The sequence below is a fragment of the Pseudomonas saponiphila genome (assembly GCF_900105185.1).
Lineage (GTDB): Bacteria > Pseudomonadota > Gammaproteobacteria > Pseudomonadales > Pseudomonadaceae > Aquipseudomonas > Aquipseudomonas saponiphila.
In genome coordinates this window covers 2,187,593-2,213,911 of the sequence record NZ_FNTJ01000002.1, presented here as the reverse complement: position 1 = coordinate 2,213,911, position 26,319 = coordinate 2,187,593, and the positions used below count along the sequence as shown (strand labels likewise).

Annotated in this window: 25 protein-coding genes; 15 read left to right on the top strand and 10 right to left on the bottom strand. The window is 61.0% G+C overall.

Features of this window, described 5'->3' with window-relative positions; genetic code table 11:
- The first annotated feature begins 75 nt into the window (after positions 1–75).
- From istA to BLV47_RS32035, 4 genes are all read left to right on the top strand, one after another.
- Positions 76–1,761: an IS21 family transposase gene (gene istA, locus BLV47_RS32055; RefSeq protein WP_062838241.1), complete on the top strand. Its 1,686-nt coding sequence runs from the start codon at positions 76–78 to the stop codon at positions 1,759–1,761.
- Entirely contained in the window at positions 1,649–2,398 is a 750-nt protein-coding gene (gene istB, locus BLV47_RS32050) for an IS21-like element IS1474 family helper ATPase IstB (protein ID WP_062838242.1), read from the top strand. The genes istA and istB overlap by 113 nt, the downstream gene beginning before the upstream one ends.
- 402 nt (positions 2,399–2,800) lie before the next feature.
- Positions 2,801–3,814, top strand: coding sequence for a toprim domain-containing protein (locus BLV47_RS32040; RefSeq protein ID WP_092320514.1), 1,014 nt, complete (start codon positions 2,801–2,803; stop codon positions 3,812–3,814).
- Complete coding sequence (locus tag BLV47_RS32035; RefSeq protein WP_092320513.1) at positions 3,811–5,598, top strand: DUF927 domain-containing protein; 1,788 nt, start codon at positions 3,811–3,813, stop codon at positions 5,596–5,598. The genes BLV47_RS32040 and BLV47_RS32035 overlap by 4 nt, the downstream gene beginning before the upstream one ends.
- Positions 5,599–6,237: 639 nt before the next feature.
- On the opposite strand, the gene BLV47_RS32030 is transcribed toward BLV47_RS32035, so the two are convergent.
- Complete coding sequence (locus tag BLV47_RS32030) at positions 6,238–6,498, bottom strand: ogr/Delta-like zinc finger family protein (RefSeq protein ID WP_092320512.1); 261 nt, start codon at positions 6,496–6,498, stop codon at positions 6,238–6,240.
- A 143-nt stretch (positions 6,499–6,641) separates the two neighbouring features.
- Between BLV47_RS32030 and BLV47_RS32025 the strand changes: the two genes are divergently transcribed.
- Complete coding sequence (locus tag BLV47_RS32025; protein ID WP_092320511.1) at positions 6,642–7,229, top strand: GPO family capsid scaffolding protein; 588 nt, start codon at positions 6,642–6,644, stop codon at positions 7,227–7,229.
- 108 nt (positions 7,230–7,337) lie between these two features.
- Positions 7,338–8,060 carry a hypothetical protein gene (locus tag BLV47_RS32020; RefSeq protein ID WP_092320510.1) on the top strand — a complete coding sequence of 241 codons (723 nt, stop codon included), beginning with the start codon at positions 7,338–7,340 and terminating at the stop codon, positions 8,058–8,060.
- A gap of 651 nt (positions 8,061–8,711) precedes the next feature.
- On the opposite strand, the gene BLV47_RS35895 is transcribed toward BLV47_RS32020, so the two are convergent.
- Positions 8,712–9,344 (bottom strand): hypothetical protein, encoded by a 633-nt coding sequence (locus BLV47_RS35895; RefSeq protein WP_143038333.1) that lies wholly within the window; start codon positions 9,342–9,344, stop codon positions 8,712–8,714.
- A 643-nt stretch (positions 9,345–9,987) separates the two neighbouring features.
- Positions 9,988–11,409, bottom strand: a complete 1,422-nt coding sequence (locus BLV47_RS32015; protein WP_092320509.1) for an amino acid permease — start codon at positions 11,407–11,409, stop codon at positions 9,988–9,990.
- 1,026 nt (positions 11,410–12,435) lie between these two features.
- Between BLV47_RS32015 and BLV47_RS36310 the strand changes: the two genes are divergently transcribed.
- Together BLV47_RS36310 and BLV47_RS32010 are read left to right on the top strand one after the other, a co-directional pair.
- Positions 12,436–12,573, top strand: coding sequence for a hypothetical protein (locus tag BLV47_RS36310; RefSeq protein WP_016964425.1), 138 nt, complete (start codon positions 12,436–12,438; stop codon positions 12,571–12,573).
- 63 nt (positions 12,574–12,636) lie between these two features.
- A complete protein-coding gene (locus tag BLV47_RS32010; protein ID WP_092320508.1) occupies positions 12,637–13,602 on the top strand; it encodes a CgnE/CgnB domain-containing protein in 966 nt (321 codons plus the stop codon).
- 168 nt (positions 13,603–13,770) lie between these two features.
- Here BLV47_RS32010 and rluB read toward each other — a convergent pair whose 3' ends face one another.
- From rluB to BLV47_RS31985, 5 genes are all read right to left on the bottom strand, one after another.
- The gene (gene rluB, locus BLV47_RS32005) at positions 13,771–14,961 is read right to left on the bottom strand and encodes a 23S rRNA pseudouridine(2605) synthase RluB (protein WP_092320507.1); all 1,191 of its coding nucleotides are present in this window, start codon (positions 14,959–14,961) and stop codon (positions 13,771–13,773) included.
- A 581-nt stretch (positions 14,962–15,542) separates the two neighbouring features.
- Complete coding sequence (scpB, locus tag BLV47_RS32000; RefSeq protein WP_092320506.1) at positions 15,543–16,556, bottom strand: SMC-Scp complex subunit ScpB; 1,014 nt, start codon at positions 16,554–16,556, stop codon at positions 15,543–15,545.
- Between the two features lie 12 nt (positions 16,557–16,568).
- Positions 16,569–17,267 (bottom strand): segregation and condensation protein A, encoded by a 699-nt coding sequence (locus BLV47_RS31995; protein ID WP_208605334.1) that lies wholly within the window; start codon positions 17,265–17,267, stop codon positions 16,569–16,571.
- Positions 17,268–17,387: 120 nt separating this feature from the next.
- On the bottom strand, positions 17,388–18,017 hold the full coding sequence (locus tag BLV47_RS31990) for an L-threonylcarbamoyladenylate synthase (RefSeq protein ID WP_092320606.1): 630 nt from the start codon (positions 18,015–18,017) through the stop codon (positions 17,388–17,390).
- A gap of 13 nt (positions 18,018–18,030) precedes the next feature.
- Positions 18,031–18,891 carry a PHP domain-containing protein gene (locus BLV47_RS31985; protein WP_092320504.1) on the bottom strand — a complete coding sequence of 287 codons (861 nt, stop codon included), beginning with the start codon at positions 18,889–18,891 and terminating at the stop codon, positions 18,031–18,033.
- 87 nt (positions 18,892–18,978) lie between these two features.
- On the opposite strand from BLV47_RS31985, the gene BLV47_RS31980 reads away from it, so the two are divergent.
- The 6 genes from BLV47_RS31980 (at position 18,979) to BLV47_RS31955 (ending at position 23,065) form a co-directional block, all read left to right on the top strand.
- Positions 18,979–19,575 (top strand): septation protein A, encoded by a 597-nt coding sequence (locus BLV47_RS31980; RefSeq protein WP_092320503.1) that lies wholly within the window; start codon positions 18,979–18,981, stop codon positions 19,573–19,575.
- A gap of 1 nt (position 19,576) precedes the next feature.
- Positions 19,577–19,876: a YciI family protein gene (locus BLV47_RS31975; protein WP_060838104.1), complete on the top strand. Its 300-nt coding sequence runs from the start codon at positions 19,577–19,579 to the stop codon at positions 19,874–19,876.
- Positions 19,877–19,986: 110 nt separating this feature from the next.
- Positions 19,987–20,397 carry an SH3 domain-containing protein gene (locus BLV47_RS31970; RefSeq protein WP_092320502.1) on the top strand — a complete coding sequence of 137 codons (411 nt, stop codon included), beginning with the start codon at positions 19,987–19,989 and terminating at the stop codon, positions 20,395–20,397.
- A gap of 7 nt (positions 20,398–20,404) precedes the next feature.
- On the top strand, positions 20,405–21,082 hold the full coding sequence (locus BLV47_RS31965) for a response regulator transcription factor (RefSeq protein WP_016965848.1): 678 nt from the start codon (positions 20,405–20,407) through the stop codon (positions 21,080–21,082).
- A 138-nt stretch (positions 21,083–21,220) separates the two neighbouring features.
- Positions 21,221–21,658 (top strand): LTXXQ domain protein, encoded by a 438-nt coding sequence (locus tag BLV47_RS31960; RefSeq protein ID WP_092320501.1) that lies wholly within the window; start codon positions 21,221–21,223, stop codon positions 21,656–21,658.
- 66 nt (positions 21,659–21,724) lie between these two features.
- Positions 21,725–23,065, top strand: coding sequence for a sensor histidine kinase (locus BLV47_RS31955; RefSeq protein ID WP_092320500.1), 1,341 nt, complete (start codon positions 21,725–21,727; stop codon positions 23,063–23,065).
- An 82-nt stretch (positions 23,066–23,147) separates the two neighbouring features.
- Here BLV47_RS31955 and BLV47_RS31950 read toward each other — a convergent pair whose 3' ends face one another.
- Entirely contained in the window at positions 23,148–23,714 is a 567-nt protein-coding gene (locus BLV47_RS31950; RefSeq protein WP_092320499.1) for a nitroreductase family protein, read from the bottom strand.
- A gap of 122 nt (positions 23,715–23,836) precedes the next feature.
- Between BLV47_RS31950 and BLV47_RS31945 the strand changes: the two genes are divergently transcribed.
- A complete protein-coding gene (locus tag BLV47_RS31945; RefSeq protein WP_092320498.1) occupies positions 23,837–25,291 on the top strand; it encodes a TrkH family potassium uptake protein in 1,455 nt (484 codons plus the stop codon).
- Here BLV47_RS31945 and BLV47_RS31940 read toward each other — a convergent pair.
- The gene (locus BLV47_RS31940) at positions 25,248–26,309 is read right to left on the bottom strand and encodes an AraC family transcriptional regulator (protein ID WP_092320497.1); all 1,062 of its coding nucleotides are present in this window, start codon (positions 26,307–26,309) and stop codon (positions 25,248–25,250) included. The two genes, BLV47_RS31945 and BLV47_RS31940, sit on opposite strands and share 44 nt — an antisense overlap.
- Positions 26,310–26,319 lie beyond the last annotated feature (10 nt).

Genomic DNA, 26,319 nt, shown 5'->3' with positions numbered 1-26,319 from the left:
ACTTAGCGAAAGCCTTCCCCTTCGTTGCGCATGACCTGATGCGCCGCCATCCTCGACCGATTTCGGGAGAGGAAGATGGCGGCGCCGCGAGTAGCCATGCGAAACATCAAAGAATGTCTGCGCCTCAAGTTTGAGGCCGGCTTGTCCCACGAGAAGATTGCCCGTGCCTTGCAGCTGTCCAAGGGCGTGGTTAGCAAGTACATCGCGGCGGCGCGGGTGGCCGGGCTGGACTGGCCGGCGCTGGTGGCCATGGACGAGGCCGCGCTGGCGGCCGCCTTGTTTGCACCGACGTCGACGAACAAGCCGCGCGGTGAGCGAGTGCTGCCCGATGTGCTGAGCATCCACCGCGAGTTGCGACGCAAGGGCGTGACCTTGCAGCTGCTGTGGGAGGAATATCTCGCCGCGCATGCGGGCCAGCCGACCTACCGCTACACCCAGTTCGTCGAGCACTACCGGCGCTACGCCCAGACGCTCAAACGTTCGATGCGTCAGCTGCACCGTGCGGGCGAGAAGCTATTCATCGACTATGCCGGGCCGACGCTGCCGGTGGTCGACCCGGCCACCGGCGAAGTGCGCCGGGCGCACATCTTCGTCGCCGCCCTGGGCGCCTCGAATTACACCTATGCCTGCGCGACGCCAGGCGAAACCCAGGTGGACTGGCTGACCTCGCTGGGCCAGGCTCTGACCTACTTTGGCGGCGTGCCGGAAATGGTTGTGCCGGACAATCCGCGCGCCCTGGTCGCCCAGCCGGATCGCTACGAGCCGGGCCTGAACCGGGCCACGCTGGAGTGCGCGCGTCATTACCAGACGGTGATCCTGCCGGCACGGCCACGCAAGCCTCAGGACAAGGCCAAGGCCGAGGTGGCGGTGCAGGTGGTCGAGCGCTGGATCATGGCGCGGCTGCGCCATCGGCAGTTCTTCAGCCTGCATGCGCTTAACCAGGCCATCGCCGAGCTGCTGGAGGATCTGAATCGGCGCCCGTTCAAGCGGCTCGATGGCTGCCGGCGCGACTGGTTCGAGCGCCTGGATCGCCCGGCCTTGCGAGCGCTGCCGGTGCATCCCTACGAGGTCGCCACCTTCAAGCGCTGCAAGGTCAGCATCGACTACCACATCGAGGTCAATGGCAGCTTCTACAGCGTGCCCTCCGCCCTGGCCCGGCAGAACGTGGACGTGCGACTGACGGCACACACCCTGGAAGTGCTGCATGGCAACCGGCGGGTGGCCAGCCACCTGCTGCTGGGGCGACGCGGCGCTTACAGTACCCAGCGCGAGCACATGCCCGCGGCGCACCAGGCGCATCGCGAATGGACGCCACAACGCCTGCTCGACTGGGGCGCGCGGATCGGCCCCTACACGCGCCAACTGATCGATCACCAACTGACCCACAAGCCGCACCCGGAGATGGGCTACCGCGCCTGCCTCGGCCTGCTCTCGCTGGCCCGGCGCTATGGCAATGCACGCCTGGAAGCCGCTGCCGAACGTGCCGTACACCTGCGCGCCTTCACCGGGCGCAGCGTGCGCAACCTGCTCCAGCAAGGCCTGGATCAACAGCCGCTGCCCCAGCGTGCCGCCGAAACGACCTTACCCGGCGACCACGAGAACGTCCGTGGCGCCGACTACTACCAACCCCCGCAACAGGAGCTGTTCGATGATGCCGCAACACACCCTGAATCAACTGCACCAGCTACGCCTGGACGGCATGGCCCGCGCCCTGGAAGAGCAATGGACGCTGCCGGCCAGCCACAGCCTGAGCTTCGATGAACGCCTCGGCCTACTGCTCGACCGCGAACTGGCCTGGCGTGACAACCAGCGCCTGGTACGGCTGCGCAAGAAGGCCAAGCTCAAGTACGCCAACGCCTGCCTGGAAGATCTCGACCGCCGCACCGGACGCGCCCTGGACGAGCGTCTGATCGCCACCCTGGCCAGTGGCGACTGGATCCGCCAGCAGCACAACCTGCTGCTGACCGGCCCGACCGGTGCCGGCAAAACCTGGCTGGCCTGCGCCCTGGGCAACCAGGCCTGCCGCCAGGGCTATAGCACCCTGTACCTGCGCACCCCGCGCCTGCTGGAACAACTGCGCATCGCTCATGGCGACGGCAGCTTCGGCCGTACCCTGCAACAGCTGGCAAAGGTCGACGTCCTGGTGCTGGACGACTGGGCGCTAGCCCCGCTGGAGGAAGGAGCCCGGCATGACCTGCTGGAGGTGATCGACGACCGCGCTGGCAGCCGCTCCACCATCCTGACGAGCCAACTGCCCATCGAGCACTGGCACGGCTGGATCAACGACCCGACCCTGGCCGATGCCATCCTCGACCGCCTGGTGCACAACGCCTACCGACTGACGATGAAAGGCGAGTCGCTGCGCCGAAAAAAAGCCGAGGAACAAGCCGCATCGTGACCGATGCGATTACAATCCAGAACCCGCGCAACCGGGGTGGAAGCACCGGTCACGTATTAGCGAAACGCTCGGTCACGTTCACCGAAATCCGCAGTTATTGGCTACATCGGTGAGAACGGGCTTGTACCGAACACCACCTACGCGCTTGACAACAATCACGCCTTTGTACCGGCTACCCACTCTTTGGGAGACGCGTAATGACCATGCCCCCTCCAACATCCACATGGGCAACAGCTCGGCAATTGTGCGCTCGCTACCAAATCAGTCGTACTACGTGGTGGCGCTGGTCAATCACGTCTGGTTTCCCCCTGCCTATCCGTTTTGGCCGAGCAGTGCGTTGGGACGTCAATGCAGTAGAGGCTTATCTGACACGACAAGAATCGAATCACAAGGACAGCACTCATGAGTAAGCTAAGCCCTCTCCAACTGATTCGACAAACTGCACGGCACGCCCTGACTGCCGCCGAAACACTATTGCCTGAGTGGTTACCGAATGGCACGCGCAAAGGCCGCGAATGGGTAGCAGCCAACATTGCCCGCGGGGACCGGCAAGCCGGTTCCTTCGGCGTGTCTCTCGACTCCGGTAAATGGAATGACTTTGCCGATAGCTCTGCTCACGGTGGCGACCTCGTGTCGCTGCTGGCCTACCTGCGCAATTGCAAGCAACTGGAGGCGGCAAAGGAAATTGACGAGCGTCTACGCCTGGGCCTGTTCAACCTCGCGCCCGGCGATGTTCAGCAGCTCCAGGAGCGTCGCTTGCAGACCGAACAGGAGCGCATTGCATCCACTCTGCGTGCACAGCAGCACCTGGAAGAAAAGCACCTGGCCACTGCTCGCCAAGCCGCACAGCTTTGGAAAATGGCGAAGCCAGCCGAACGCTTACATACCTACCTGCTGGCAAAGGATGTAGCGCCCCTTCAACTACGTCAGTTGAGCCATGGCCGTCTGTTGGTGCCGCTCTGCCACGATGGCCGCTTGGTCAATCTGCAAACCATCACACCCGATGGCGGCAAACGCTTCCTGCCTGGAGGTCGAGTGCAAGGCTGCTACTCCCCCCTGGGCAAAATTTCCGAAGGCTGTCGACTGTATATCTGCGAAGGCTGGGCGACAGGCGCAACCCTGCACCGCAACACCGATAGCCCTGTGGTCTGCGCCATGAACGCAGGCAACCTCAAGGCGGTAGCAAAAGCCATGCGTGAGCGATATGGCGAAACCCTGGAGCTGGTGATCGCCGGCGACGATGACCGCCAAACGGTTGGCAATCCAGGAAGAACTGCTGCCAACCAAGCCGCCCGCGCGACTGACGCCCTTGTGGTCTTTCCCGATTGGCCTCAAGACGCCCCGACCGAGCTATCAGACTTCAACGACCTGTACCTCTGGATGACCGGACAGTACAGAGAGAGCCGCACGCTATGAGCACCCACGAAAAAAATCATGTCTTGAGCCTCGTTGGCGAAGCGAAGACGCCGCTACCCGAAAAGCTGGAGCGACCGCGCTTTGCTGTCTATGAACACACCTGCACTGTCGAAGGCAAAACGTACAAGGCAGGTACTTGGTATCACGGTCTAAAACAGGGTGGACCAGAGGAAAAGGCTATTCCGGTGGATCACTGGATCTGCGCACCTCTAATCGTTGAAGCTGAAACGGTTAACTCAGAAGACGGCAGCATTGGACGCCTTCTTTCCTTCAGTCACCGGGGACGGCGTATTGAGTGGGTCATGCCTATGGAGGCGCTCGCAGGTAAAGGCGACGAGGTGATGAAAGTCCTGATGAATCGTGGCTTGGTCATTGAACACCACCAACGCCGCCAAATCGTTCCGTACTTGGCAAGCCACCACTCCCCCGACTTGGTGATTGCTACCACCACCAAACCCGGCTGGCATGAGTCAGGGGCGTTTGTGCTGCCCTCTCGCGTTATTGGTGGGGACAACGTGCGTTTCCAGGACTCAGGCCGGGCAGCCAACATCTTCACCAGCAAGGGAGCTATCAGCGGCTGGCAGACCCAGATTGCCACGCGATGCCTGGGCAACCCCGTGTTGATCTTGTCAGTCTGCTGCGCCTTGGCAGGCCCTTTGCTCGCCAAGGTTGGGGTGAATGGGGGCGGTGTGCACCTGGTGGGCGATTCTTCGAGTGGTAAATCGCTTGCCCAGCTCTTAGCCGCGTCCGTGTGGGGCAATCCTGGAGCCTTCGCGGCGTCATGGGACGTGTCAAAGGGCGGTGTCGAGATCGAGGCCGCCTCGCGCAACGACACGGTGCTCATCCTGGACGAAATTAAGCGTGCCGACCCCAAGCGTGTCCAGGAAATGGCATATGCAATCGCCAACGGCACGGGCAAAGGCACAATGACCCGCGAACGTGAAGGCCGCGCCAAGCTGACCTGGCGTGTGCTCGCTCTCTCAAGCGGCGAACGCTCTCTATCAGACCACGCCGCGATCGGTGGTAGTAGTGCACACGCAGGCGCCGAGTTGCGCATGGTGGACGTCAATGCTGGAACGCGTACCCATCGCGCCTTCGATGATGTGCATGGACTGACCGGACAGGAATTTCACCGGGTACTTAACGACGCTCTGTCCCAGCACCATGGCCACCTCGGGCCAGCATTCGTGGAGTCGCTAATTCAACAGCCCGAGGATCTGCACAGCGCATTCCGGAAAGAGCGGGAAGCATTTGGCACCGACAGCTCGCAGGCTGGCCGGGTTGCTGATCGTTTCGCAATTATGGCGCTGGCTGGTGAACTGGCTATCCGTCGCAAGCTGATCAACTGGCCGGAAGGCACAGCCACAAAAGCCTGCTGTCTTCTGTTCAACGAGTGGCTTGCAAGCGCAGGTGACGGCAACGCAGAAGACCGCCAGATCCTGCGTGGCATCGCCCACTTTATCGCTCGCCATGGGGACAGCCGTTTTTCCAGTGTGCACGACAATCATCCAAACGCGACCGTCCACAACCGGGCGGGTTACTACGAAATCGAGCTTGGAAAACGACTCTACCTGTTCAACGCCCCCGCCCTGGAAGAGGCCGCGATGGGCTTTGGTAGAAATCGCATTGTTCGTGCACTCCAAGGGGTCGAAGCGCTGGCCAAGGTGGACGTGGAGGCCAACCAGAAACGAACGATGAAACGCTACAACACACCAGGCGGTGGCGATGCTCGTTTCTACGTGATCGACCCTAAGAAACTGGAACAGGACGGGGCCAGCCAGTGAGCCCCCCCCTTATCTTCTAAGGCCGCATGTCATGACAAGACATTCCCTAACGCTCATCCCTTACTTCCGACCGCCGCTGACTGCCACGTTCGCCGCAACCTGCGCCCTTGAACCTCAAACAGCGAGTTCAAATGCGCAGACAGTCGTCAAGCGGTACGTACTTACAATGTCCGGCAAGGTATCGTTCTCCAAAGGGATCAAGGGAATAAGGGAACGGCCCAGGAACTAAAAGGCCTCCATCAATCCCTTAATAGATACGAGAGTAGGGATAAGGGAATACAACTCTGTTATGTAAGGGCCACAGTCACAGCGTCATTCCCTGAAAAAAAGACAGGGATTGTCACAAGGCTCTGAAAGCCCCAGTTTATAAGGGTTAGCCCTTGATTCCTTAAATCCCTCGGGTTTTCGAAGTCAGACGTTCAATAGGGGGGATGGGGCATTTTTCTGTTGACAGGTCGCAGAACTGCCTTATTCAAAAAGTCAGGCTAATCCAAATATTGACCTGACACACCTGCCGTCCGAAGTCCCCCCCTTGGCGAGCAGCTTTAAGCTCTTCAGCACGGCAGCCTGAAACCTGAATGAAAAAGCCCCGCTCGGTCTCCCGGCGGGGCTTTGTTTTTTAGTGCTACTAGCGGCTGGTCACGCTGACGAAATACCCAACTGCTCAAACATTTCACGCTGCTGCTTACGAGGGAGCGCGTGGAGTCGGTCGAACAGCATCCGGTCAATGGGCTCTGCTGCCGGAACCAACGCATGGGAGAACGCCAGGGTCATTACAAAGCGGTGGCCGCAGCCCTTGGCGTTCAAACACTGGCAGTAGAGCCGAGCGAATGTTGGGGACACATCATCACGCGAGGAAATCCGCGCTTTCTCTCCGCACTCTTTGCAATAAACCCTCACTCGCGCCCCCTCACATACGCGCCAACATCAATATATTGTGTCACAATAAGATTCTTAACACTACATATTGTGTTTTTTGGGTTTCCTCATCACAAAAAGCAGGAAGCCCACTCAACCAAAACCACCCCCACAGGAAGCAATTAATGCCCCGATCACTTGTTTCTTCTTGGAAGCGTGTAGCCACCAGCGGCTCGACTGCCGATGGCCGAGAGATCACACCGCAGGAACTGCGCGACTGCGCAGAAACCTACAAACCATCGACTTACACCGCTGTAATTTGGGTTGAACATCAGCGCTGCAATGGCGCCCACGGGACCGTGTTCGCGGCGCGACTGATTGACGACGATCCCGCATTTGGAAAGGGCCAGGTGGCCTTAGAAGTACAGATGAAACCCAACGCCCGATTGCTCAAGTTAAACAGCGATGGGGAAAAGCTGTTTTCCAGTGTGGAAATCACGCCGAACTTCGCGAACTCGGGACGCGCCTACATGACTGGCCTGGCTGTGACTGATGAGCCCGCCAGCCTTGGCATACAAGAACTGTACTTTTCCAAACGAACCCACAAGACCTCATATCGCACCGCGTCCGTAGCACTTCGATCAACGATTAGCAGCAAGGTGCTAACCGCCAGCCTTGAGCGCGTGAAGCTTGAGCTGAGTCAGAAAGTCAACGCCATCAAAGAACGGCGAACGCTGAGTCAGAAGCATGGCCGCGCTCGACTACTGCGTTAGTGGGGGTCCGCCGTCACTTCAAGCTCTACCGGTTTTCAACAGAGAAATCCAACCAGTCGATTGAACCATTAAACGAACATCTGAAAATGAATCCTTAAGGGGAACACCATGCAACTCAACACCATTGATCACGATAACTTGAGTACCGAACTCAAAGAAAAACTGGCGCAATTTGAGCAAGATCGCGCAGCTTATGTTGCTCTGCAGGAGCAGTTCAGAGAACTAGTGCAGGAAGAGCAGCGACTTAATCAGCAGGCCTTTAACCTTGAGAGCCAGGCCGAACGTACGAACGCCTCCTGGAAGGCAAAGGCACTGTCCGCCACGCTCGACCAGGACAAGATCAATGAGGAGATCGAGCGTAGCGCCCAACTCAAAAAAGACGCCCAGGCATTGCGCCTTACCGCCGAAGTGCGAAGCGGCATCCAGGGGACGTTAGTCGTTCAACTGGCCGAAGCCCGCATGAAACTGGTGGGCGTCCCTGGCACGATCAACAAGGCGTATCAACAGGCCATGCTGGCAAATGCTTTAGCACGGGAGGGCACCCGGGAAAGCCTTCTGGAACTGTTTGCATTGTCACGTGCGCTGTTCCTCAAGAGCATTGCTGAACACGACGGGTTGTTGTCGGGCTGCAATGGCCAACGCGAAAGGCAGGCCAAAATCCAGGAACTCACCTGGCGGACATTCGGCCAGGAAGTCCAAAAGCTGTTTGGCGGTGCCGAAGATCACATACAGGCCCCCACCTTGGCGGTGATGCCAAGTACCGTCCAGGGAGAGGTGTTGGTAGAAACACCGGTCGAGCTGATGAGGCTGAGGCAGGCTCGCACCGCGTAGGCCCTGCACAACCAGTATGCTGTTGCCGTCCTTTTTGAAGCCGCCGCCGTGCGGCTTTCTTCTGGTCGTTTTAGATCGGCGCCCCCGGTGTCAGTAGCGCGACAAATAATGAAATCGCCAAAGCCCTGCGAAAGGGGCGGCAGGCCACGCCTCGTATGGCATCCAGGGTTTTCAGTGACCGTCAGGCATTCGCCTGCATGTACACAAAACGCGAGCGAGTCAGCTTGGGAAAAATCTACCATTCCCCTGTGTACGTTGGCTTTTGCCGCCTAATACACTGAACCCAGCCCATGAAAGTCAGTGCAGTTTCCTTGCTCTATTTTGCAAAACGTTGCACAAAATGAAATTAGCCATGGCCCGCGAAGCCCTACGGCCAGCGTGGGCTAGCGTCCTGATTGCACTACCCTTGGAATTGCACAAAAAAATCACGCAGAGCGCGTCGGCGGGAGGGGGATAAGTGCTTTTTTTGTTGTTTTTTTTTGCGAGCTATTTTTCCGCTCGAAAATACCAGCCGGTCATCGACAAGCGACTGATCTCGATATAACCGGCCTATCTGATGGCAAAGATAGATATACTGACGAAAAAATTAAATCATCAAACCTAGCCTCAAGAGAGGAAAAACACAAGCCACTGACTCGAACAACCCCCACATCAAATATCAACATGATAAGTTAGAGACGTCACCTTAAACTTATACTTACTCGTCCTCATACTACATGTGATACGCACTTCATCATCGTCACATTTCAGCTCAGAACCTGGATAATTATTCCTCAACGAGGACAATACAGCTTCGCCTGAAGGGCCAACACGTCCATCTACGTCTTTTAATGGCGAAGATTCATCAGCTCTAAAGAAGTATAATATGTGATTAACTTTTTGTGCTTCATCAAAGTAGTAAGCCACAACAGAAATCGCCTCAGACTTCCCAAGAAGATCGACTGACACCCAGCCTTTCTTCTTCTCAATTTTCGCCCCTTTGTATACATCATCAACCTTACTTATCGGATCTCCAATAACAACACCATTAAATCCTTTAGGATAAGGAGCGTCTTTAGAAATACTCCCATCCCACAATAATGCTTTATTTCTTTTCTCGAAATATAAAGACCTTTCATCTGAAACCTTGATACTTTCTTTCAGACCAACAACTTCCTTGCGATATTCGTCAACCCTATTTTCTAAGACTTTTGTCCACACAGGGAGCACAGTCGTAATGCAAAAAGCTAGAGTTACCGCACCTGAAGTTAGCGCCACGATTACGGGATGACTTTTCCAATCCATAATTTACAAGCTCCGAATCCTTGCGGACGTCTTATTCCTGAAGGACACACATAAGTTAATCATCAATCTGATTTCTCTAAAACTTATGATCGCCCAGAAGCCTTAATACGTGTACAGGATTGAGCATTCACAAAATTGGCCATCGCGGACGCTCAATTGCTACCACCCTCCTGTCACAGCTCCCACTGGTTTGAGCGACCAACGCCCCCCTTATAAACAGGCACTATCAAAACCTGGGGGTTCGTAAATGATGGTAACCAATAATCCTGTTGGTGAACTACAGATCAACGCAGTTTTTGTCTTGTGTGCTTGATAACAGTAGAGAAAAGATACGGGATCAAAACGGGAAAAAAGCAAGAATCATTGAGAAAAATATTCCATCCATAGACAGAAAACCCTTATTTAAAAAGGACTTAAGGAATTTCCAAAAAAACAAAATAAGTGATTGGAAATCACCAGCATGGAACAGGAATCCGTTTTCAGGGCCCACAGGATACCTCCATTACCCAGGCACTGGCGGACCTCTTCGCCGGCCAGCACACACTTGCAGCCGGCCTGCCGGCCAGAGAAACCTGGGCCCGCACAAGAATCACAGGCATGAAAAACCCGGCCGCAGCCGGGTCGGTCATGGCCAGAGCCGCGCTTACTTCAGCGCAGCACCGGCCGCCTGCAGCGCGTGCTGGGCACTGCGCTTGTTCTTGATCAGGTAGCAGACCCACATGAACACCACCCACACCGGGATCGCGTACACCGAGATCTGGATGCCAGGGATCATCAGCATGATGCCGAGGATGAACACCACGAACGCCAGGCAGATGTAGTTGCCATAGGGGTACCACAAGGCCTTGAACAGCGAGGTCTGGCCGGTGCGGTTCATGTGCTGGCGGAACTTGAAGTGCGAGTAGCTGATCATCGCCCAGTTGATCACCAGGGTCGCCACCACCAGGGACATCAGCAGCTCCAGCGCGTGCTGCGGGATCAGGTAGTTGAGCACCACGGCAACGAAGGTCACCAGCGCCGAGGCGAGGATCGACATCACCGGCACACCGCGTTTGTCGATCTTGGCCAGGACTTTCGGCGCATCGCCCTGCTCGGCCATGCCCAGCAGCATGCGGCTGTTGCAGTAGGTGCCGCTGTTGTACACCGACAGCGCCGCGGTCAGGACCACGAAGTTGAGGATGTGCGCCGCGGTGTTGCTGCCCAGCATCGAGAACACCTGGACGAACGGGCTGCCGCTGTAGGCATCGCCGGAAGCGTTCAGGGTCACCAGCAGGGTGTCCCATGGGGTCAGCGACAGCAGCACCACCAGGGCGCCGATGTAGAAAATCAGGATGCGGTAGATCACCTGATTGATCGCCTTGGGGATCACGGTCTTCGGCTTGTCGGCTTCAGCGGCGGTGAAACCGAGCATTTCCAGGCCGCCGAAGGAGAACATGATGATCGCCATGGCCATTACCAGGCCGTTGACGCCATTGGGGAAGAAGCCGCCGTGGGACCAGAGGTTGCTCACCGAGGCCTGCGGGCCGCCATGGCCGCTGACCAGCAGATAGCTGCCCAGGGCGATCATGCCGACGATGGCCACCACCTTGATGATGGCGAACCAGAACTCGGCCTCGCCGAAGACCTTGACGTTGGCCAGGTTGATGGCGTTGATCATCACGAAGAACACCGCCGCCGAAGCCCAGGTCGGGACGTCCGGCCACCAGTAGTGCACATACTTGCCGACCGCGGTCAGCTCCGACATGCCCACCAGGATGTAGAGGATCCAGCAGTTCCAGCCGGAGAGGAAACCGGCGAAGCCGCCCCAGTATTTGTGGGCGAAGTGGCTGAAGGAGCCGGCCACCGGCTCTTCGACGATCATCTCGCCGAGCTGGCGCATGATCATGAAGGCGATGAAACCGCAGATGGCGTAGCCGAGGATCATCGACGGACCGGCGGATTTGAGTACCCCGGCCGAGCCCAGGAACAAACCGGTGCCGATCGCGCCGCCGAGGGCGATCAGTTGAATATGGCGATTTTTCAGGCCGCGTTTCAGCTCGCCCGAATGCGAGTTTTGTCCACTCATGAAAAGGTTCTCACGCAAGGGTTGATGATGTTTGCAAGACGTTGCCGCCCGGTGAGGCTTAAGCGGCGCGGAGCAAACCCCAGCGCAGGCACCCGAAATTCAGCTTTTTTCTAACGGTCATGCGTCACCTGTTTGTTTTTATCTGTGACGAAATCGAACCCACCACGCTCGTGACGCGGCGGAGTGAACAAGGTGGATAACCTTGAGTTTATTGGCCCGGCAGCGGTGCTCTCAGCGCCCTCGGGGCAGTCTGAAACGCGCGGCGCAGACGCAAAATGCGCGGGTACGCAGTTGGGTCACAGTTAAAACGCCGCGCATTGTACACCCCTGACCCCCTGCCGCCAGACACCGCTGTATCAGCGTGCCGGTAACCGGGATCTTGCGGGGCCTGCTCGATGCTCGACTTCGGCGGCGGAACATTGGACGGACCGCGTGGGGTCGTCGATGAAGGCGCGATGACCATCGTCCTTCGAAGGGTGTCGGTGAAAGTCGGTTACGGCGTTCATTGCGCCTCCTTCTTGTTATGCACCTGTACGCAGGCAGGTGTGCATCTCACCCGCCTTGGCGCTCTGGAACAAGCGGGCCAGAGCCTCGGCAAACGAATGGCTGGCGGCCCGGCGGCAGTTTTTCCTTACAGCGCCGCAACCCGCGCCGTTTCAGGGGGCAATACGTCAAATTTCGTAATTTTTTCTTTACAGACCGTAACATTAACTTGCCGATACAGATCATCCGCGTCTGCGACTGCAAATTGACGCACTGGCCGCTGCGCCGCCGGGAATGCCTTAGCTTTTTGTTTTCAGGCGATAAATATTCCGCGCAAAAATAGAAAATAAAGTTCAGTAGAAAAAAATCTAATTATTTTTTTGCACTTCAAAATGCCCTGAACTAGGTTTCCAGCCACTTGCCGGACGCCTCGTCCGACGGGTACGAGGAGCGGCCAGGCAGCCTTTGCAACCATCCCGTTCAGCGCTGCTGATCCGCTCCGTCAATGGACTGCTATGCGCTACGTCATCTAGGAGAGTCACCATGCAAACACTGGAACAAGACCTGGAAACCGAACTGCAACTGGACGAGTGGTTCGAAGCGGCCACTCATGATGCAGCCGTGGAAATGATGCAGGCCGACGCCGTGGTGCCGTTCGGCACGGCGATGTGGCCAATGTAAGGCGCCCGGACCGGAGCAGGTCTTGCGCCTGCCCCGGTCACCTTTGTCCTCCAGGGAGGTTTTATGGACCAGACCCGCGCCATCCGCCATTTCCTGTACTACCTCGAACGCCACCCGGCCCTGGGCAACGCCCGGTCACCGCAGGTGGTGATCGGCCACACCGCCGACTACCAGGCCATGGTCAGCGCCATCCTCGAACAGGCGCGCCAGACCACACCGCTGGCGCTCAACGCCCTGCGCCTGGACCTGGAGCCGGCCGAGCGTCTGGCCCGGGCGATCATCGACTGCGACCTGTACATTTTCTTCTACGACTCCTCGACCCTGGCCCAGCCCCGCCCCGACGGCCCGGAGTTCCTCCGCCCGCTGCACGCTCTGATGGCCGAGCACTGGAAGAAGTCGCTGCTGTTCAAGGATTACGGCGAGTACTTCTACGACACCTTCAGCGTCGAGCCGCAGCGTATCGCCGACCTCAATGCCACCTTGATCCGCCGCCTGTTCCAGGCTTCGACCCTGAGTTTCAGCGACCCCCAGGGCTCATATTTCGAGACGCCCTTGAGCGGCGTGAAGAAATGGACCGACATCAACGGCGTCGGCAACTACGACCTGGCCCCCGGGGAAATCGCCACCCACAGCGAGGCCATCAACGGTCATGTGAAGTTTCTCGGCACCTTCCTCAGCACCATCCCCTTCGCCCGCAAGTACGGGGTACTGCAAGCACCGCTGGAGTTGTGGATCGACAACTCGACCATCACCCGCGTCGCCACCGAGGTGCCCGGACTGGCCAACGACTTCAACAAATACCTGGATGCCAACCCGTCCAACCGGCGCATCGAGGAACTGGGCATCGGCACCAACGAAGGCATCAGGTCCCTCTACGGGCGCAATTCCGGCTTCGAGGAGCGTCACTGCGGCCTGCACCTGGGGCTGGGAGGCGGTGCCAAGGGCAGCCACCACCTGGATCTGATCTTCAGCTCAGGGGTGCTGGCGGTGGACAACAAGCCGGTGTTCGACGGCCAGTTCGCCTTCTAACCCTCATTGCGTAGACGCTGGCTTGTGTAGGGGCTGCTGGCCAGCGAAGGCGATCACAAGCCTTGCCCAGGACTTGAGAGCCGGTTCGCCGGCAAGCCGGCTCCTACGAAGCAGCGGGCAAAAAAAACGCCAACCCGAGGGTTGGCGTTGTTGTCGGCTGGCCGACGCTTACTCCGGCTTGCGACGACCGAAGCCAGGACGCTGGCCGGTACCGGCCGGAGCGCCACGACGCTTGCCGGACGGTGCGTCCTTGTCCAGCACCAGGCTTGGGCGCTTGGACTTCGGCGCCGGCTTGGCCGGGCGCTTGGTGTCCGCCGGACGCTCAGCTACCGGCGTGCCCCGACCGCTGGCCGGACGCGGCGCGCGTGGCGCACGCTCACCGTCCTGACGGGCCGCTGGCTTGCGCCCTGGACGCTCGCCTTCGATCTGCGGTTCACGGGAAACACGCGGGGTGGCTGGCGCGCCATTGGCCGGACGCAGGGTGCGCACGCGCTCGCTCTTGCCCACCGGACGCGAGGATTTGCGCTGCATGCGCTCCAGCTTGTCCTTGGACTTGGCGTTGAGCTGCGGCAAGGCCACCGGGGTCAGGCCGACTTCGGCGCTGAGCACGTCGACTTCGTACTGGCTCATTTCGCGCCAGCGGCCCATCGGCAGGTCGGAGTTGAGGAACACCGGACCAAAGCGCACCCGCTTCAGGCGGCTGACCACCAGCCCCTGGGATTCCCACAGGCGGCGTACTTCACGGTTGCGACCTTCCATGACCACGCAGTGATACCAGTGGTTGAAACCTTCGCCACCGGGCGCCTGCTGGATATCGGTGAACTTGGCCGGGCCGTCTTCGAGCATGACCCCGGCCTTGAGGCGCTCGATCATCTCGTCGTCGACTTCACCACGCACACGCACCGCGTACTCGCGGTCCATCTCGTAGGACGGGTGCATCAGGCGGTTGGCCAACTCGCCGTCGGTGGTGAACATCAGCAAGCCGGTGGTGTTGATGTCCAGGCGGCCGATGTTGATCCAGCGACCTTCGCGTGGACGCGGCAGCTTGTCGAACACGGTCGGACGGCCTTCCGGGTCGTCACGGGTGCAGATCTCGCCGTCGGGCTTGTTGTACATGATCACGCGGCGCACCGATTCGGCGGCCTCTTCGCGCTTGATCACCTTGCCATCGATGGAAATGGCGTCATGCAGGTCGACGCGCAGGCCCAGGGTGGCCTCTTTGCCGTTGACCTTGATCCGGCCCTGGCTGATCCAGGACTCGACGTCGCGGCGCGAGCCGACGCCGATGCGGGCGAGGACTTTCTGCAGCTTCTCGCCGGCTGGACGGATTTCCTGGTCGTTCTGATCGGTATCGCTCATCTGGGCACCTCCCGGTGTAGCGCTTCAGGCTAGAGCGGCCTGAAGACGTGAAAACAGATTCTGTGGCGAAGGGATCGCCAAAGGGTCGCGAATCATACGCTCATGGCGGCGATTGCGCATCACAGACTAGTTGATAAGTCGCCGCCCGGGCTTTTTTCCGCCCACCGGTGACGCAGCGCAGGGCCGGCTTGCTGGCGAAGAAGGCCGCAGGTCTTGCACCGAACCGGTTGACGCCTTCGCTGGCAAGCCAGCTCCTACAAGCAGCAGCACCGCCCTCACCCAGCAGGAGCCGGCTTGCCGGCGAAGAGGCCCGCAGGTCTTGCACCAAACCGGCTGACGCCTTAGCTGGCAAGCCAGCTCCTACACAAGCAGCACCGCCCTCACCCAGCAGGAGCCGGCTTGCCGGCGAAGAGGCCCGCAGGTCTTGCACCAAACCGGCTGACGCCTTCGCTGGCAAGCCAGCTCCTACACAAGTAGCAGCACCGCCCTCACCCAGTAGGAGCCGGCTTGCCGGCGAAGAGGCCCGCAGGTCTTGCACCGAACCGGTTGACGCCTTCGCTGGCAAGCCAGCTCCTACAAGGTCAGTCGTCCAGCAGGCGGCGTTCGTTTTCGATGGCTTCGGCCAGGGCCAGGGCTTCGGCCTCTTCTTCGCTCAACTCCGGCGCAGCGGGCTCCAGCGCGGCTACCGCGGCCAGCAATTTGGCCCGGGCCTCGGCAACGCCCAGCACATCGTCCTGCGCTTCGAACAGCGGCTCATCCTCGGGCTCGACCGGGAATTCATCGGCTTCATCAGCGAGGATCTCAGCTTCGGCCTGGACCTCTTCCTGGGGGAGACCCAGCACCGGTTCTTGCTGCTCCACCTGTTCCAGCTCTACCGGAGCATCGCGATGCAGGTCATCGAAGTCGGTCTTGATCCCCTCCTCCATGGAGTCCAGCTCCAGCAACAGGGTATGGAAGCTGGTTTCCTCCTTGGGCTCCTCCTGCTCGGCGCTGGCATCGGCCAGTTGCTGCAAGTGCTCGGGCACGGGGGCGTCATCGAACTCCAGCACCGGCTCGGCCTCGATCTCCCGCAGCTCGGCCAGCGGCGGCAGGTCGTCGAGGTTCTTCAGGTTGAAATGGTCGAGAAAGGCCTTGGTGGTGGCGAACATCGCCGGCTTGCCAGGCACATCACGGTAGCCCACTACCCGAATCCACTCGCGCTCCAGCAGGGTCTTGACGATGTTGCTGTTGACCGCCACGCCGCGCACGTCCTCGATCTCGCCACGGGTGATGGGCTGGCGGTAGGCGATCAGGGCCATGGTTTCCAGCAGGGCACGGGAGTAGCGCTGTGGGCGTTCCTCCCACAGGCGACCAACCCAGGGTGCGAACTTTTCGCGGATCTGCAGGCGATAGCCGGAAGCCACTTCCTTGAGCTCGAACGCCCGCCCCTCGCAGGATTTGCCGAGCAGGGTCAGGGCCTTCTTGAAGACCGCAGGATCCGGCCGCTCGGCTTCTTCGAAGAGTTCGAACAGGCGTTCTAGGGACTGGGGTTTTCCCGAGGCCAACAGAAAGGCTTCGAGCAGGGAAGCCAGCTCGCGGGGTTCATTCAGGTTCATGATTTAAGCTCGTTATTCAGCTCGCGCCCGTACGTGGATGGCCGCAAAGGGCTCATTCTGCACCAGCTCGACCAGGGATTCCTTGACCAGTTCGAGGATCGCCATGAAGGTCACCACCACCCCCAGGCGCCCTTCCTCAGCACTGAACAGCTCGACAAAGGGCACGAAACCGCCGCCCTTGAGCCGCTCCAGCACATCGCTCATGCGCTCGCGGGTAGAAAGGGCCTCGCGGCTGACCTGGTGGCTTTCGAACATGTCGCCACGGCGCAGCACCTCGGCCATGGACATCAGTAACTCTTCCAGGGCCACATCCGGCAGCAGCTTGCGCACCCGGGCCTCGGGAGCATCCAGCTTGGGTACCAGCACATCGCGGCCGACCCGACTGAGGCCGTCAATGCCTTCGGCGGCCGCCTTGAAGCGCTCGTATTCCTGCAGGCGACGGATCAGTTCGGCCCGCGGGTCGTCCTCTTCTTCCTCGACCTCGGCGGAACGCGGCAGAAGCATCCGCGACTTGATCTCGGCGAGCATCGCCGCCATCACCAGGTACTCGGCGGCCAGCTCCAGGCGCACCGACTGCATCAACTCCACATAGCCCATGTACTGGCGGGTGATTTCCGCCACCGGGATATCGAGAATATTGATGTTCTGCTTGCGGATCAGGTACAGCAGCAAGTCCAGCGGGCCCTCGAAGGCTTCGAGGAAGACCTCCAGGGCATCCGGGGGAATGTACAGGTCCAGGGGCATTTCCATGACCGCCTGGCCGTAGACCATGGCGAATGGCAGCTCCTGCTGGGCACCGGCCTGCTCGTCGACGGTTTCTACTGCGGACATCTAGGCCTCGGCCATGAACGGCGCAGGGTCGCCGCAACCGACGCGGATCACTTCCGGCTCGCCATCGGCCAGGCTGATCACCGTGGAGGACTCGGTGCTGCCGAAACCACCGTCGATAATCAGGTCCACCTGGTGCTCCAGCAACTGGCGCATCTCATAGGGATCGCTCAGGGCCTCGGTATCGCCGGGCATGATCAGGCTGACGCTCATCAGCGGCTCGCCCAGCTCGGCCAGCAACGCCAGGGCAATCGGATTGCTCGGCACCCGCAGGCCGATGGTGCGGCGCTTGGGATGCAGCAGCAGGCGCGGCACTTCACGGGTGGCATTGAGGATAAAGGTGTAAGGCCCCGGCACGTGAGCCTTGAGCAGGCGGAAGGTGCCGGTGTCGATCTTGGCGAACAGGCCCAATTGCGACAGGTCGCTGCAGATCAGCGCGAAGTTGTGTTTTTCGTCCAACTGCCGCAGGCGCCGTACTCGCTCGATCGCCCCCTTGTCGCCCATCTGGCAGGCAATGGCGTAGGACGAATCGGTGGGATAGATCACCACGCCACCGCCACGAATGATCTCGACAGCCTGCTTGATCAGGCGCGGCTGGGGGTTTTCCGGGTGGATCTGGAAAAATTGACTCACTGTCTCTACCTGTTCAGGCGGCAATAATTGGCTCATGTTTGAAGCGACACCATAGCGGTGGCAGATCCTCGGGTACCGGGCGGTATTCGCCGATCTCGGACCAGCCTCCTGGACCATGAAAGTCACTGCCGGCGCTGACCAGCAGTCCGAATTCACGAGCAAGAATAGCCAAACTGCCCACTTGCTCCGCAGGTTGGTGGCCATTGACCACTTCGATTGCATGACCACCGGCTTGAATATAGTCGGCAATCAGACGGCGACGCTTGCTGCGGGTGAAATCGTAGTGCCAGGGATGGGCCAGGCTGACCCAGGCACCGGCCTCGCGCAGGGTGCCAACCGTTTCCTCCAGGGTGGGCCAGTGCAACTTGACGTCACCCAGTTTTCCCGCCCCCAGCCACTTGCGGAAGGCTTCGGCGCGGTCCTTGACGAAGCCGGCACGCACCAGATAGTCGGCAAAGTGCGGCCGCGCCGGGGCGTTGCCGCTGTCTCCCAGCTCCTGCTGGATGGCCCGGGCACCTTCCAAAGCGCCCGGCATGCCCTTGAGGGCCAGCTTGCGGCTGATCTCCTCGGAGCGCAGCCAGCGCCCCTGGTGCAGTTTGTCGATAGCCGCCACCAGAACCGGGGCCCGGGTATCGAAGCCGTAGCCCAGCACATGAATAGTGGCGCCGCCCCAGGTGCAGGACAGCTCGACGCCATTGACCAGTTGCATGCCCAGTTGCGCCGCGGCCTGACGGGCCTCGTCCAGCCCTTCGAGGGTGTCGTGGTCGGTCAGGGACAGGATTCGCACGCCTCTCTCGTACGCACGCGCAACCAGAACCGCAGGCGCCAGTGCGCCGTCGGAGGCCGTGCTATGGCAGTGCAAATCGACATTCACAGGATGTTAAAACCTCAAGTCAGCTGGCGCTTTCGTGATCAGGGATGTTTGTTATTATGCCGCCACATCCTGCTTCTGGCTGCCACTGTGAAACAATTCATCGACTTCATCCCGCTGTTCCTGTTTTTCATCGTCTATAAAATCGACCCCCGGGTCGTCGACCTGGCCGGGCACGAAGTCAGCGTGGGCGGCATCTATAGCGCCACGGCGGTGCTGATCATCAGTTCCCTGGTGGTGTACGGCGCGCTGTTCATTTCCCAGCGCAAACTGGAAAAGAGCCAGTGGCTGACCCTGGTCGCCTGCCTGGTCTTCGGCAGCCTGACCCTGGCGTTCCACAGCGAAACCTTCCTCAAGTGGAAAGCCCCGGTGGTCAACTGGCTGTTCGCCCTGGCGTTCATCGGCAGTCATTTCATCGGCGACCGCCTGCTGATCAAGCGCATCATGGGCCACGCCCTGACCCTGCCGGATCCGGTGTGGACCCGCCTGAACATTGCCTGGATCGCGTTCTTCCTGTTCTGCGGCGCCGCCAACCTGTTCGTCGCCTTCACTTTCCAGAGCATCTGGGTCGACTTCAAGGTCTTCGGCAGCCTGGGCATGACCGTACTATTCCTGGTGGGCCAGGGTATCTACCTGTCGCGCCACCTGCACGACGCCGACCCCACCACCCCGAAAACCGAGGACTGACATGCTTTACGCAATCATTGCCACAGACGTCGCCAACTCCCTGGAAAAACGCCTGGCCGCACGCCCGGCGCACCTGGAGCGCCTGCAGGTACTCAATGAACAAGGGCGTGTGGTGCTGGCCGGCCCGCACCCGGCGATCGACAGCAATGACCCCGGTGCCGCCGGCTTCACCGGCAGCCTGATCGTCGCCGAGTTCGAGTCCCTGGAAGCCGCCCAGGCCTGGGCCGAAGCCGACCCCTTCGTCACCGCCGGCGTCTACGCCAATGTGCTGGTCAAGCCGTTCAGGCAATCGATGCCGTAAATCCTCCCCGGCGCGATGAACCTTCAGGGTCCATCGCGTTCTCAATCGCTCATTATTCTCGTTTGACGGCCGACAACCTGCCCAACACTCGATTGGAATCAGGAGTTTCGATGCGCCAAGGTCCGCTGTGCCTGCTGTTGGTCATGTTGTCGATCGGGGCTCCGGCCCTTGCCGAGGAACCCCAGGAAACCGGCCATTCGACGCCGCTGTCCCTGAGCGCCGGCAGTCAGATCACCGAGTTGCAGCAACGCTTGAAAGAAAGCGAGCGCCTGCGAGAAGAGCTGAGCAAACAATTGCAAAGCGCCGACGCCGAACGGGAAAGCCCACAGCTGGCCCGCTTGCGCCAGGAGAACCAGCGCCTCAAGCTGCAGCTCAAAGAGACCCAGGCCAACCCGGTGCCGCGACTGCTGACCGATCAGCAGCAATGGTTCGTCACTGGCGGCGGCGTGGCCCTGATCGCCCTGCTCTGCGGTATCTTCGCCAGTGGCGGGCATCGCAAGCGTCGACAATGGCTAAATTGAGTGATTCATGAGCGACCTGTTACTGATTGATGATGACCAGGAGCTGTGCGAGCTCCTGAGCAGTTGGCTCGGCCAGGAAGGCTTTCAAGTACGTGCCTGCCACGACGGCTTGAGCGCACGCCGGGCCCTGGCCGAAGCGGCCCCGGCAGCCGTGGTGCTGGACGTCATGCTGCCCGACGGCAGCGGCCTGGAACTGCTCAAGCAACTGCGCAACGACCACCCCGACCTGCCGGTGCTGATGCTCTCGGCCCGCGGCGAGCCCCTGGACCGCATCCTCGGCCTGGAACTGGGCGCCGACGACTATCTGGCCAAGCCTTGCGACCCTCGCGAACTCACCGCCCGCCTGCGCGCCGTCCTGCGCCGCAGCCACCCGGTGGCGGCTTCCAGTCAACTGGAGCTGGGCGACCTGTGCTTCAGTCCGATTCGCGGCGTGGCCACCATCGACGAGCAGGACATCAGTCTCACGGTTTCCGAAAGTCGCCTGCTGGAGGCACTGCTCAAGCAACCCGGCGAGCCTCTGGACAAGCAGGAACTGGCACAGATCGCGCTGGGCCGCAAGCTGACCCTGTACGACCGCAGCCTGGACATGCACGTGAGCAACCTGCGCAAGAAGATCGGCCCCCATCCCGATGGTCGCCCGCGCATCGTTGCCCTGCGCAGCCGCGGCTACTACTACAGCCTGTAACCGCGCCCCGACGCAATTGTCAGGGCGCCGGCCCGGCGTCTTTACCCAAGCTTTACCCTCCACTGACCGCCGCTGACCTTGATCTGGGTAACCTGAACTCATCCGGAACTTACCGGGAATGAGACAAGGAGACACACCATGCGCAAGACCCTGATCGCTCTGCTGTTCGCCGCCGCCCTGCCAACCGTGGCCATGGCCATGCCCGAAGGCCCGGGCCCGATGGGGCCGATGGACGGTCCACGGCACAGCGAGCACATGCGCGGCAAAGGCCCCTTCGGTCAACTGGACCTGAGCCGTGAGCAACGCCAGCAGATCGGCAAGCTGATGGGCGAGCAAATGCACGACCGCAAGGCCGTGGTGGAAAAATACCTGGAGAAACTCTCGCCGGCCGACCAGAAAGCCATGAAAGACGAACTGGCCGCCAAACAGCAGAAAACCCAGGCCGATATCCGCGCCCTGCTCAAGCCCGAGCAGCAGAAAGAGTTCGACGCCATCGTCAAGAAACAAGAAGAACGTCGCGCCGAATGGGCCGAGTTCAAGGCCTGGAAAGCGCAACAACCGCAAAAGGCGCAATAATGCGTTAGCCTTCATCCCCCAGCCCAGTGGCCCGCGCCACTGGGCTTTCGCGTTCGAGGAGTTTCTGTGCGTTCACTGTTCTGGCGCATCCTGGCCAGTTTCTGGCTGGCCATCACCCTGGTTGCCGGGTTGTCGATCCTGCTCGGGCACATGCTCAACCAGGACGCCTGGATCCTCAGCCGCCATCCGGGGCTCAACAGCCTCACCGCGGAGTGGACGCAAACCTACGAAACCCAGGGCGAAGACGCCGCCCAGGACATCCTCCAGCAGCGCAAGCGCCAGTACCACATCGATGTTCAAGTCCTCAATGAGAGCGGCGACCCGGTGGTACGCGGGACGTTCCCGCGCCGCGCCGCCGCCTTCGAGGCCCGGCAGAACAACGACGACCGCCACCTGCCCTGGCGCCGCCTGACCGCGGAATACACCAGCCCGACCACCGGCGACACCTACCTGTTCATCTACCGCATCCCCCATCCGGAGCTGGACGCCTGGCACCGCGACAGCCTGACCTGGCCCCTTAGCGCCCTGACCATCGCCCTGGTGGTGCTGACCCTGTTCAGCCTGCTGGTGACCCTGTCCATCACCCGCCCGCTGAGCCGCCTGCGCGGTGCCGTACATGATCTGGGCCAGGCCAGCTACCAGCAGAACAGCCTGGCGCGCCTGGCCAATCGGCGCGATGAGTTCGGCGTGCTGGCCCGGGACTTCAACCGCATGGGCTCGCGCCTGCAAAGCCTCATTGGCAGCCAGCGCCAGTTGCTGCGGGATGTGTCCCACGAACTGCGCTCCCCCCTGGCACGGCTGCGCATCGCCCTGGCCCTGGCCGAGCGTGCCGCCCCCGAAGAGCGGGAAAAGCTCTGGCCCCGACTGACTCGGGAATGTGATCGCCTGGAGGCGCTGATCAGCGAGATCCTGGTGCTGGCCCGGGTCGACGCGGACAACGCCAGCGCCGAGGACGTGGACCTCAATGCCTTGTTGCTGGCCCTGCAAAAAGACGCGCAGCTGGCCTGCCCGGAGCAACAGGTGCAGATCGACGCCCAGCCGCAACTGAGCCTGCGGGGCTGGCCGACCATGCTGGAGCGGGCGGTGGACAACCTGCTGCGCAATGCCCAGCGCTTCAACCCCGCAGGGCAACCGATCGAGGTCCAGGCCCAGCGCCACGGCGACAGGATCCTGATCAGCGTGCGCGACCACGGGCCCGGGGTGGACGCCGAGCACCTGAAACAATTGGGTGAGCCGTTCTTCCGTGCGCCAGGGCAAAACGCGCCCGGCCATGGTCTGGGCCTGGCCATTGCTCGCCGGGCGGCGGAGCGTCATGGCGGCAGTCTGTTACTGGACAATCATTCCCAAGGCGGCTTCATCGCCACCCTGGAGTTGCCCCTGCTGCCCGGCGCGCCAGCCCCCGCCTGAAACCAGCGCGGGCAAGCCGCTACTGCCAGGTCCGGCGGTAACGGGCTTGCCCGCGATGCAATACAGAGGTCGCTGGTGCCGATCAGGCCTTGGCGGTCCAGGCGCTGACAAACTCGCCGGTATCGATTTTCGGTGCGACCCGAGGCTCGTTCAGCGGCGTCCCCAGGTACAGGAAGGCGATGATCTCTTCCCCCTCAGCCAGGCCCAGCCCCTTGGCCACGTGCGGCGAATAGGACAACTCGCCGGTGCGCCACACGGCGCCAATGCCCTGGGCATAGGCCGCCAACAAAATGCCGTGGGCGGCACAGCCCGCCGCCAGCAATTGCTCGGACTTGGGCACCTTGAAATGCTCCTGCAGCCGCGCCACGACCACCACCACCAGCGGTGCACGCAGAGGCATGGCCCGGGCCTTGTCCAGCGCGGCTTGGGTCACTTCGCCGCCTTGCAGCTGCACGGCTTCGACCAGCAGCTCGCCCAACTGATCACGGGCTTGACCTTCGACGGTGAGGAACCGCCAGGGGCGCAATTGCCCGTGGTCCGGCGCCCGCAGGGCGGCGGCGAACAGTGCTTCGCGCTGCGCGGCGCTGGGCGCGGGCTCCACCAGGCGCGGCACGGAAACACGGTTGAGCAAAGCGTCGAGAGCCTCCATCGGCCACCTCCTGAAAAAAATGTCCGGCCATTCTAACGGCATCCGCCGCCTGGGTGCCGGTTTACATGCCCTGTACCGCAGGTAGAATGAGCGCCCTTCAGCTACCAGCCCGAGCGCAATACATGGCGTTGCCGACTTTAAGAATCATTGGCTTCATCATCGGCATTTTCCTCATCACCCTGGCCATCGCCATGGTGGTACCGATGGCGACACTGGTGATCTTCGATCGCACCGGCGACCTGCCGTCTTTTCTCTGGGCCAGCATGATCACCTTTATCGCCGGGCTGGCCCTGGTGATCCCGGGGCGCCCCGAGCACATCCACTTGCGCCCGCGAGACATGTACCTGCTGACGGTTTCCAGCTGGGTGGTGGTGTGCATCTTCGCCGCCCTGCCGTTCCTGCTGACCCAGCACATCAGCTACACCGATTCGTTCTTCGAAAGCATGTCCGGCATCACCGCCACCGGCGCCACCGTGCTCAGCGGCCTGGACAGCATGTCCCCGGGCATCCTGATCTGGCGCTCGATGTTGCACTGGCTGGGGGGCATCGGCTTTATCGGCATGGCGGTGGCCATCCTGCCGCTGCTGCGCATTGGCGGCATGCGCCTGTTCCAGACCGAGTCCTCGGACCGCTCGGAAAAGGTCATGCCGCGCTCGCACATGGTGGCGCGGCTGATTGTCGCCACCTATGTCGGCATCACCGTCTTCGGCAGCCTGGCGTTCTGGTGGGCCGGCATGAACGTGTTCGACGCCATCAACCACGCCATGTCGGCAATCTCCACCGGTGGTTTCTCCACCTCCGACGATTCCCTGGCCCACTGGCAGCAACCGGCGGTGCACTGGGTGGCTGTGGTGGTGATGATCCTCGGCAGCCTGCCCTTCGCCCTCTATGTGGCGACCCTGCGCGGCAACCGCAAGGCGTTGATCAAGGATCAGCAGGTCCAGGGCCTGCTCGGCATGCTCCTGGTGACCTGGCTGGTGCTGGGCACCTGGTACTGGTGGACCACCGACCTGCACTGGCTGGACGCCCTGCGTCACGTGGCGCTGAACGTGACCTCGGTGGTCACCACCACCGGCTTCGCCTTGGGCGACTACAGCCTGTGGGGCAATTTCTCACTGATGCTGTTCTTTTATCTGGGGTTCGTCGGCGGCTGTTCAGGCTCCACGGCCGGAGGGATCAAGATCTTCCGCTTCCAAGTGGCCTACATCCTGCTCAAGGCCAACCTCAATCAGCTGATCCACCCGCGGGCGGTGATCAAGCAGAAGTACAACGGCCACCGCCTGGACGAGGAAATCGTCCGTTCGATCCTGACCTTCTCGTTCTTCTTCGCCATCACCATCTGCATGATTGCCCTGGCCCTGTCGCTCCTGGGCCTGGACTGGATGACCGCCCTGACCGGCGCCGCCAGCACCGTGTCCGGCGTGGGCCCGGGCCTGGGCGAAACCATCGGCCCGGCGGGCAACTTCTCGACCCTGCCGGACGCCGCCAAGTGGATCCTGTCCCTGGGCATGCTCCTGGGCCGATTGGAGATCATCACGGTGTTCGTGTTGTGTATTCCGGCGTTCTGGCGTCATTGACCGATGCCGGCAGCGCCTGCAGGCGTGCCCGATACTCACCCGGCGTGATATCGAACCAGCGGCGGAACGCCCGGAAGAAATTGCTCGGATCAGCGAACCCCAACAAGTAGGCAATCTCCAGCAAGGTCATGCGCGGCTGCGCCAGATACTGCTCGGCCAATTCTCGCCGGGTGTCGTCCAGCAGGGTCTGGAAGCTGGTGCCCTCCTCCTGCAGGCGACGCTGCAACGTGCGCTGGGACAGGTGCAGGGCCTGCGCCACCACTTCGCGCTTGGGCTCGCCCTGGGGCAACAGGCGACACAGCACCTGTCGCGCCTTGTGGGTCACCCGGCTTTCAGAAAAACGCGCCAGGTACTCACCGGCAAAACGGTCGTGCAGCAAGGCCATGGCCTCGTTGGCCGTGGGCAGCGGCGCCTCCATGTCAGCACGTTCGAAGATCAGCGCATCAAAGGGTGCGGAAAACGCCAGCGGGGCATGGAACATATCCTTGTAAGGCTGCACATCCTCGGGCTGCTCGCCCTGCAGCAGGACCTTGCGTGGCTGCAGGGCACGCCCGGTCAACCAGCTGCACAGGGCCAGCGCACAGGCCAGGGAGGCCTCGGCACTTTGCCGGGTGGGCGGCAGATGGTCGCCATGTACCGTCAGGATCAGCGCATAACCCTCGGGTAAAAGACGAAAGCTCAGGTCGGCGCTTTCGGCAATGATGCGCTGATAGCGCACCAGACGCTGAAAGCCTTCGACCAGGGTACGACTCGACATCAAGGCGTAACCGGCCACATGAAAGGATGCGGGACGCACTACCTTGCCCATGTTCAGGCCAATCGCCGGGTTGCCGGACAGCTCGACGGCACGCTGCCAGAGCCGGGTCATCGAATCCTGGGGGAAGCGCGCGTCGGGGTCTTCGAGAGCGCCGTAGTCGAGCCCCAACTGCTTGAACAAAGCGCGGCAGTCCAGGCCATCCATCTCCAGAGCCTTGACTATTCCCAAGGCCCAGCTCGCAGAAGTCGTTCGTTCGCTCATGAGGGCTTCT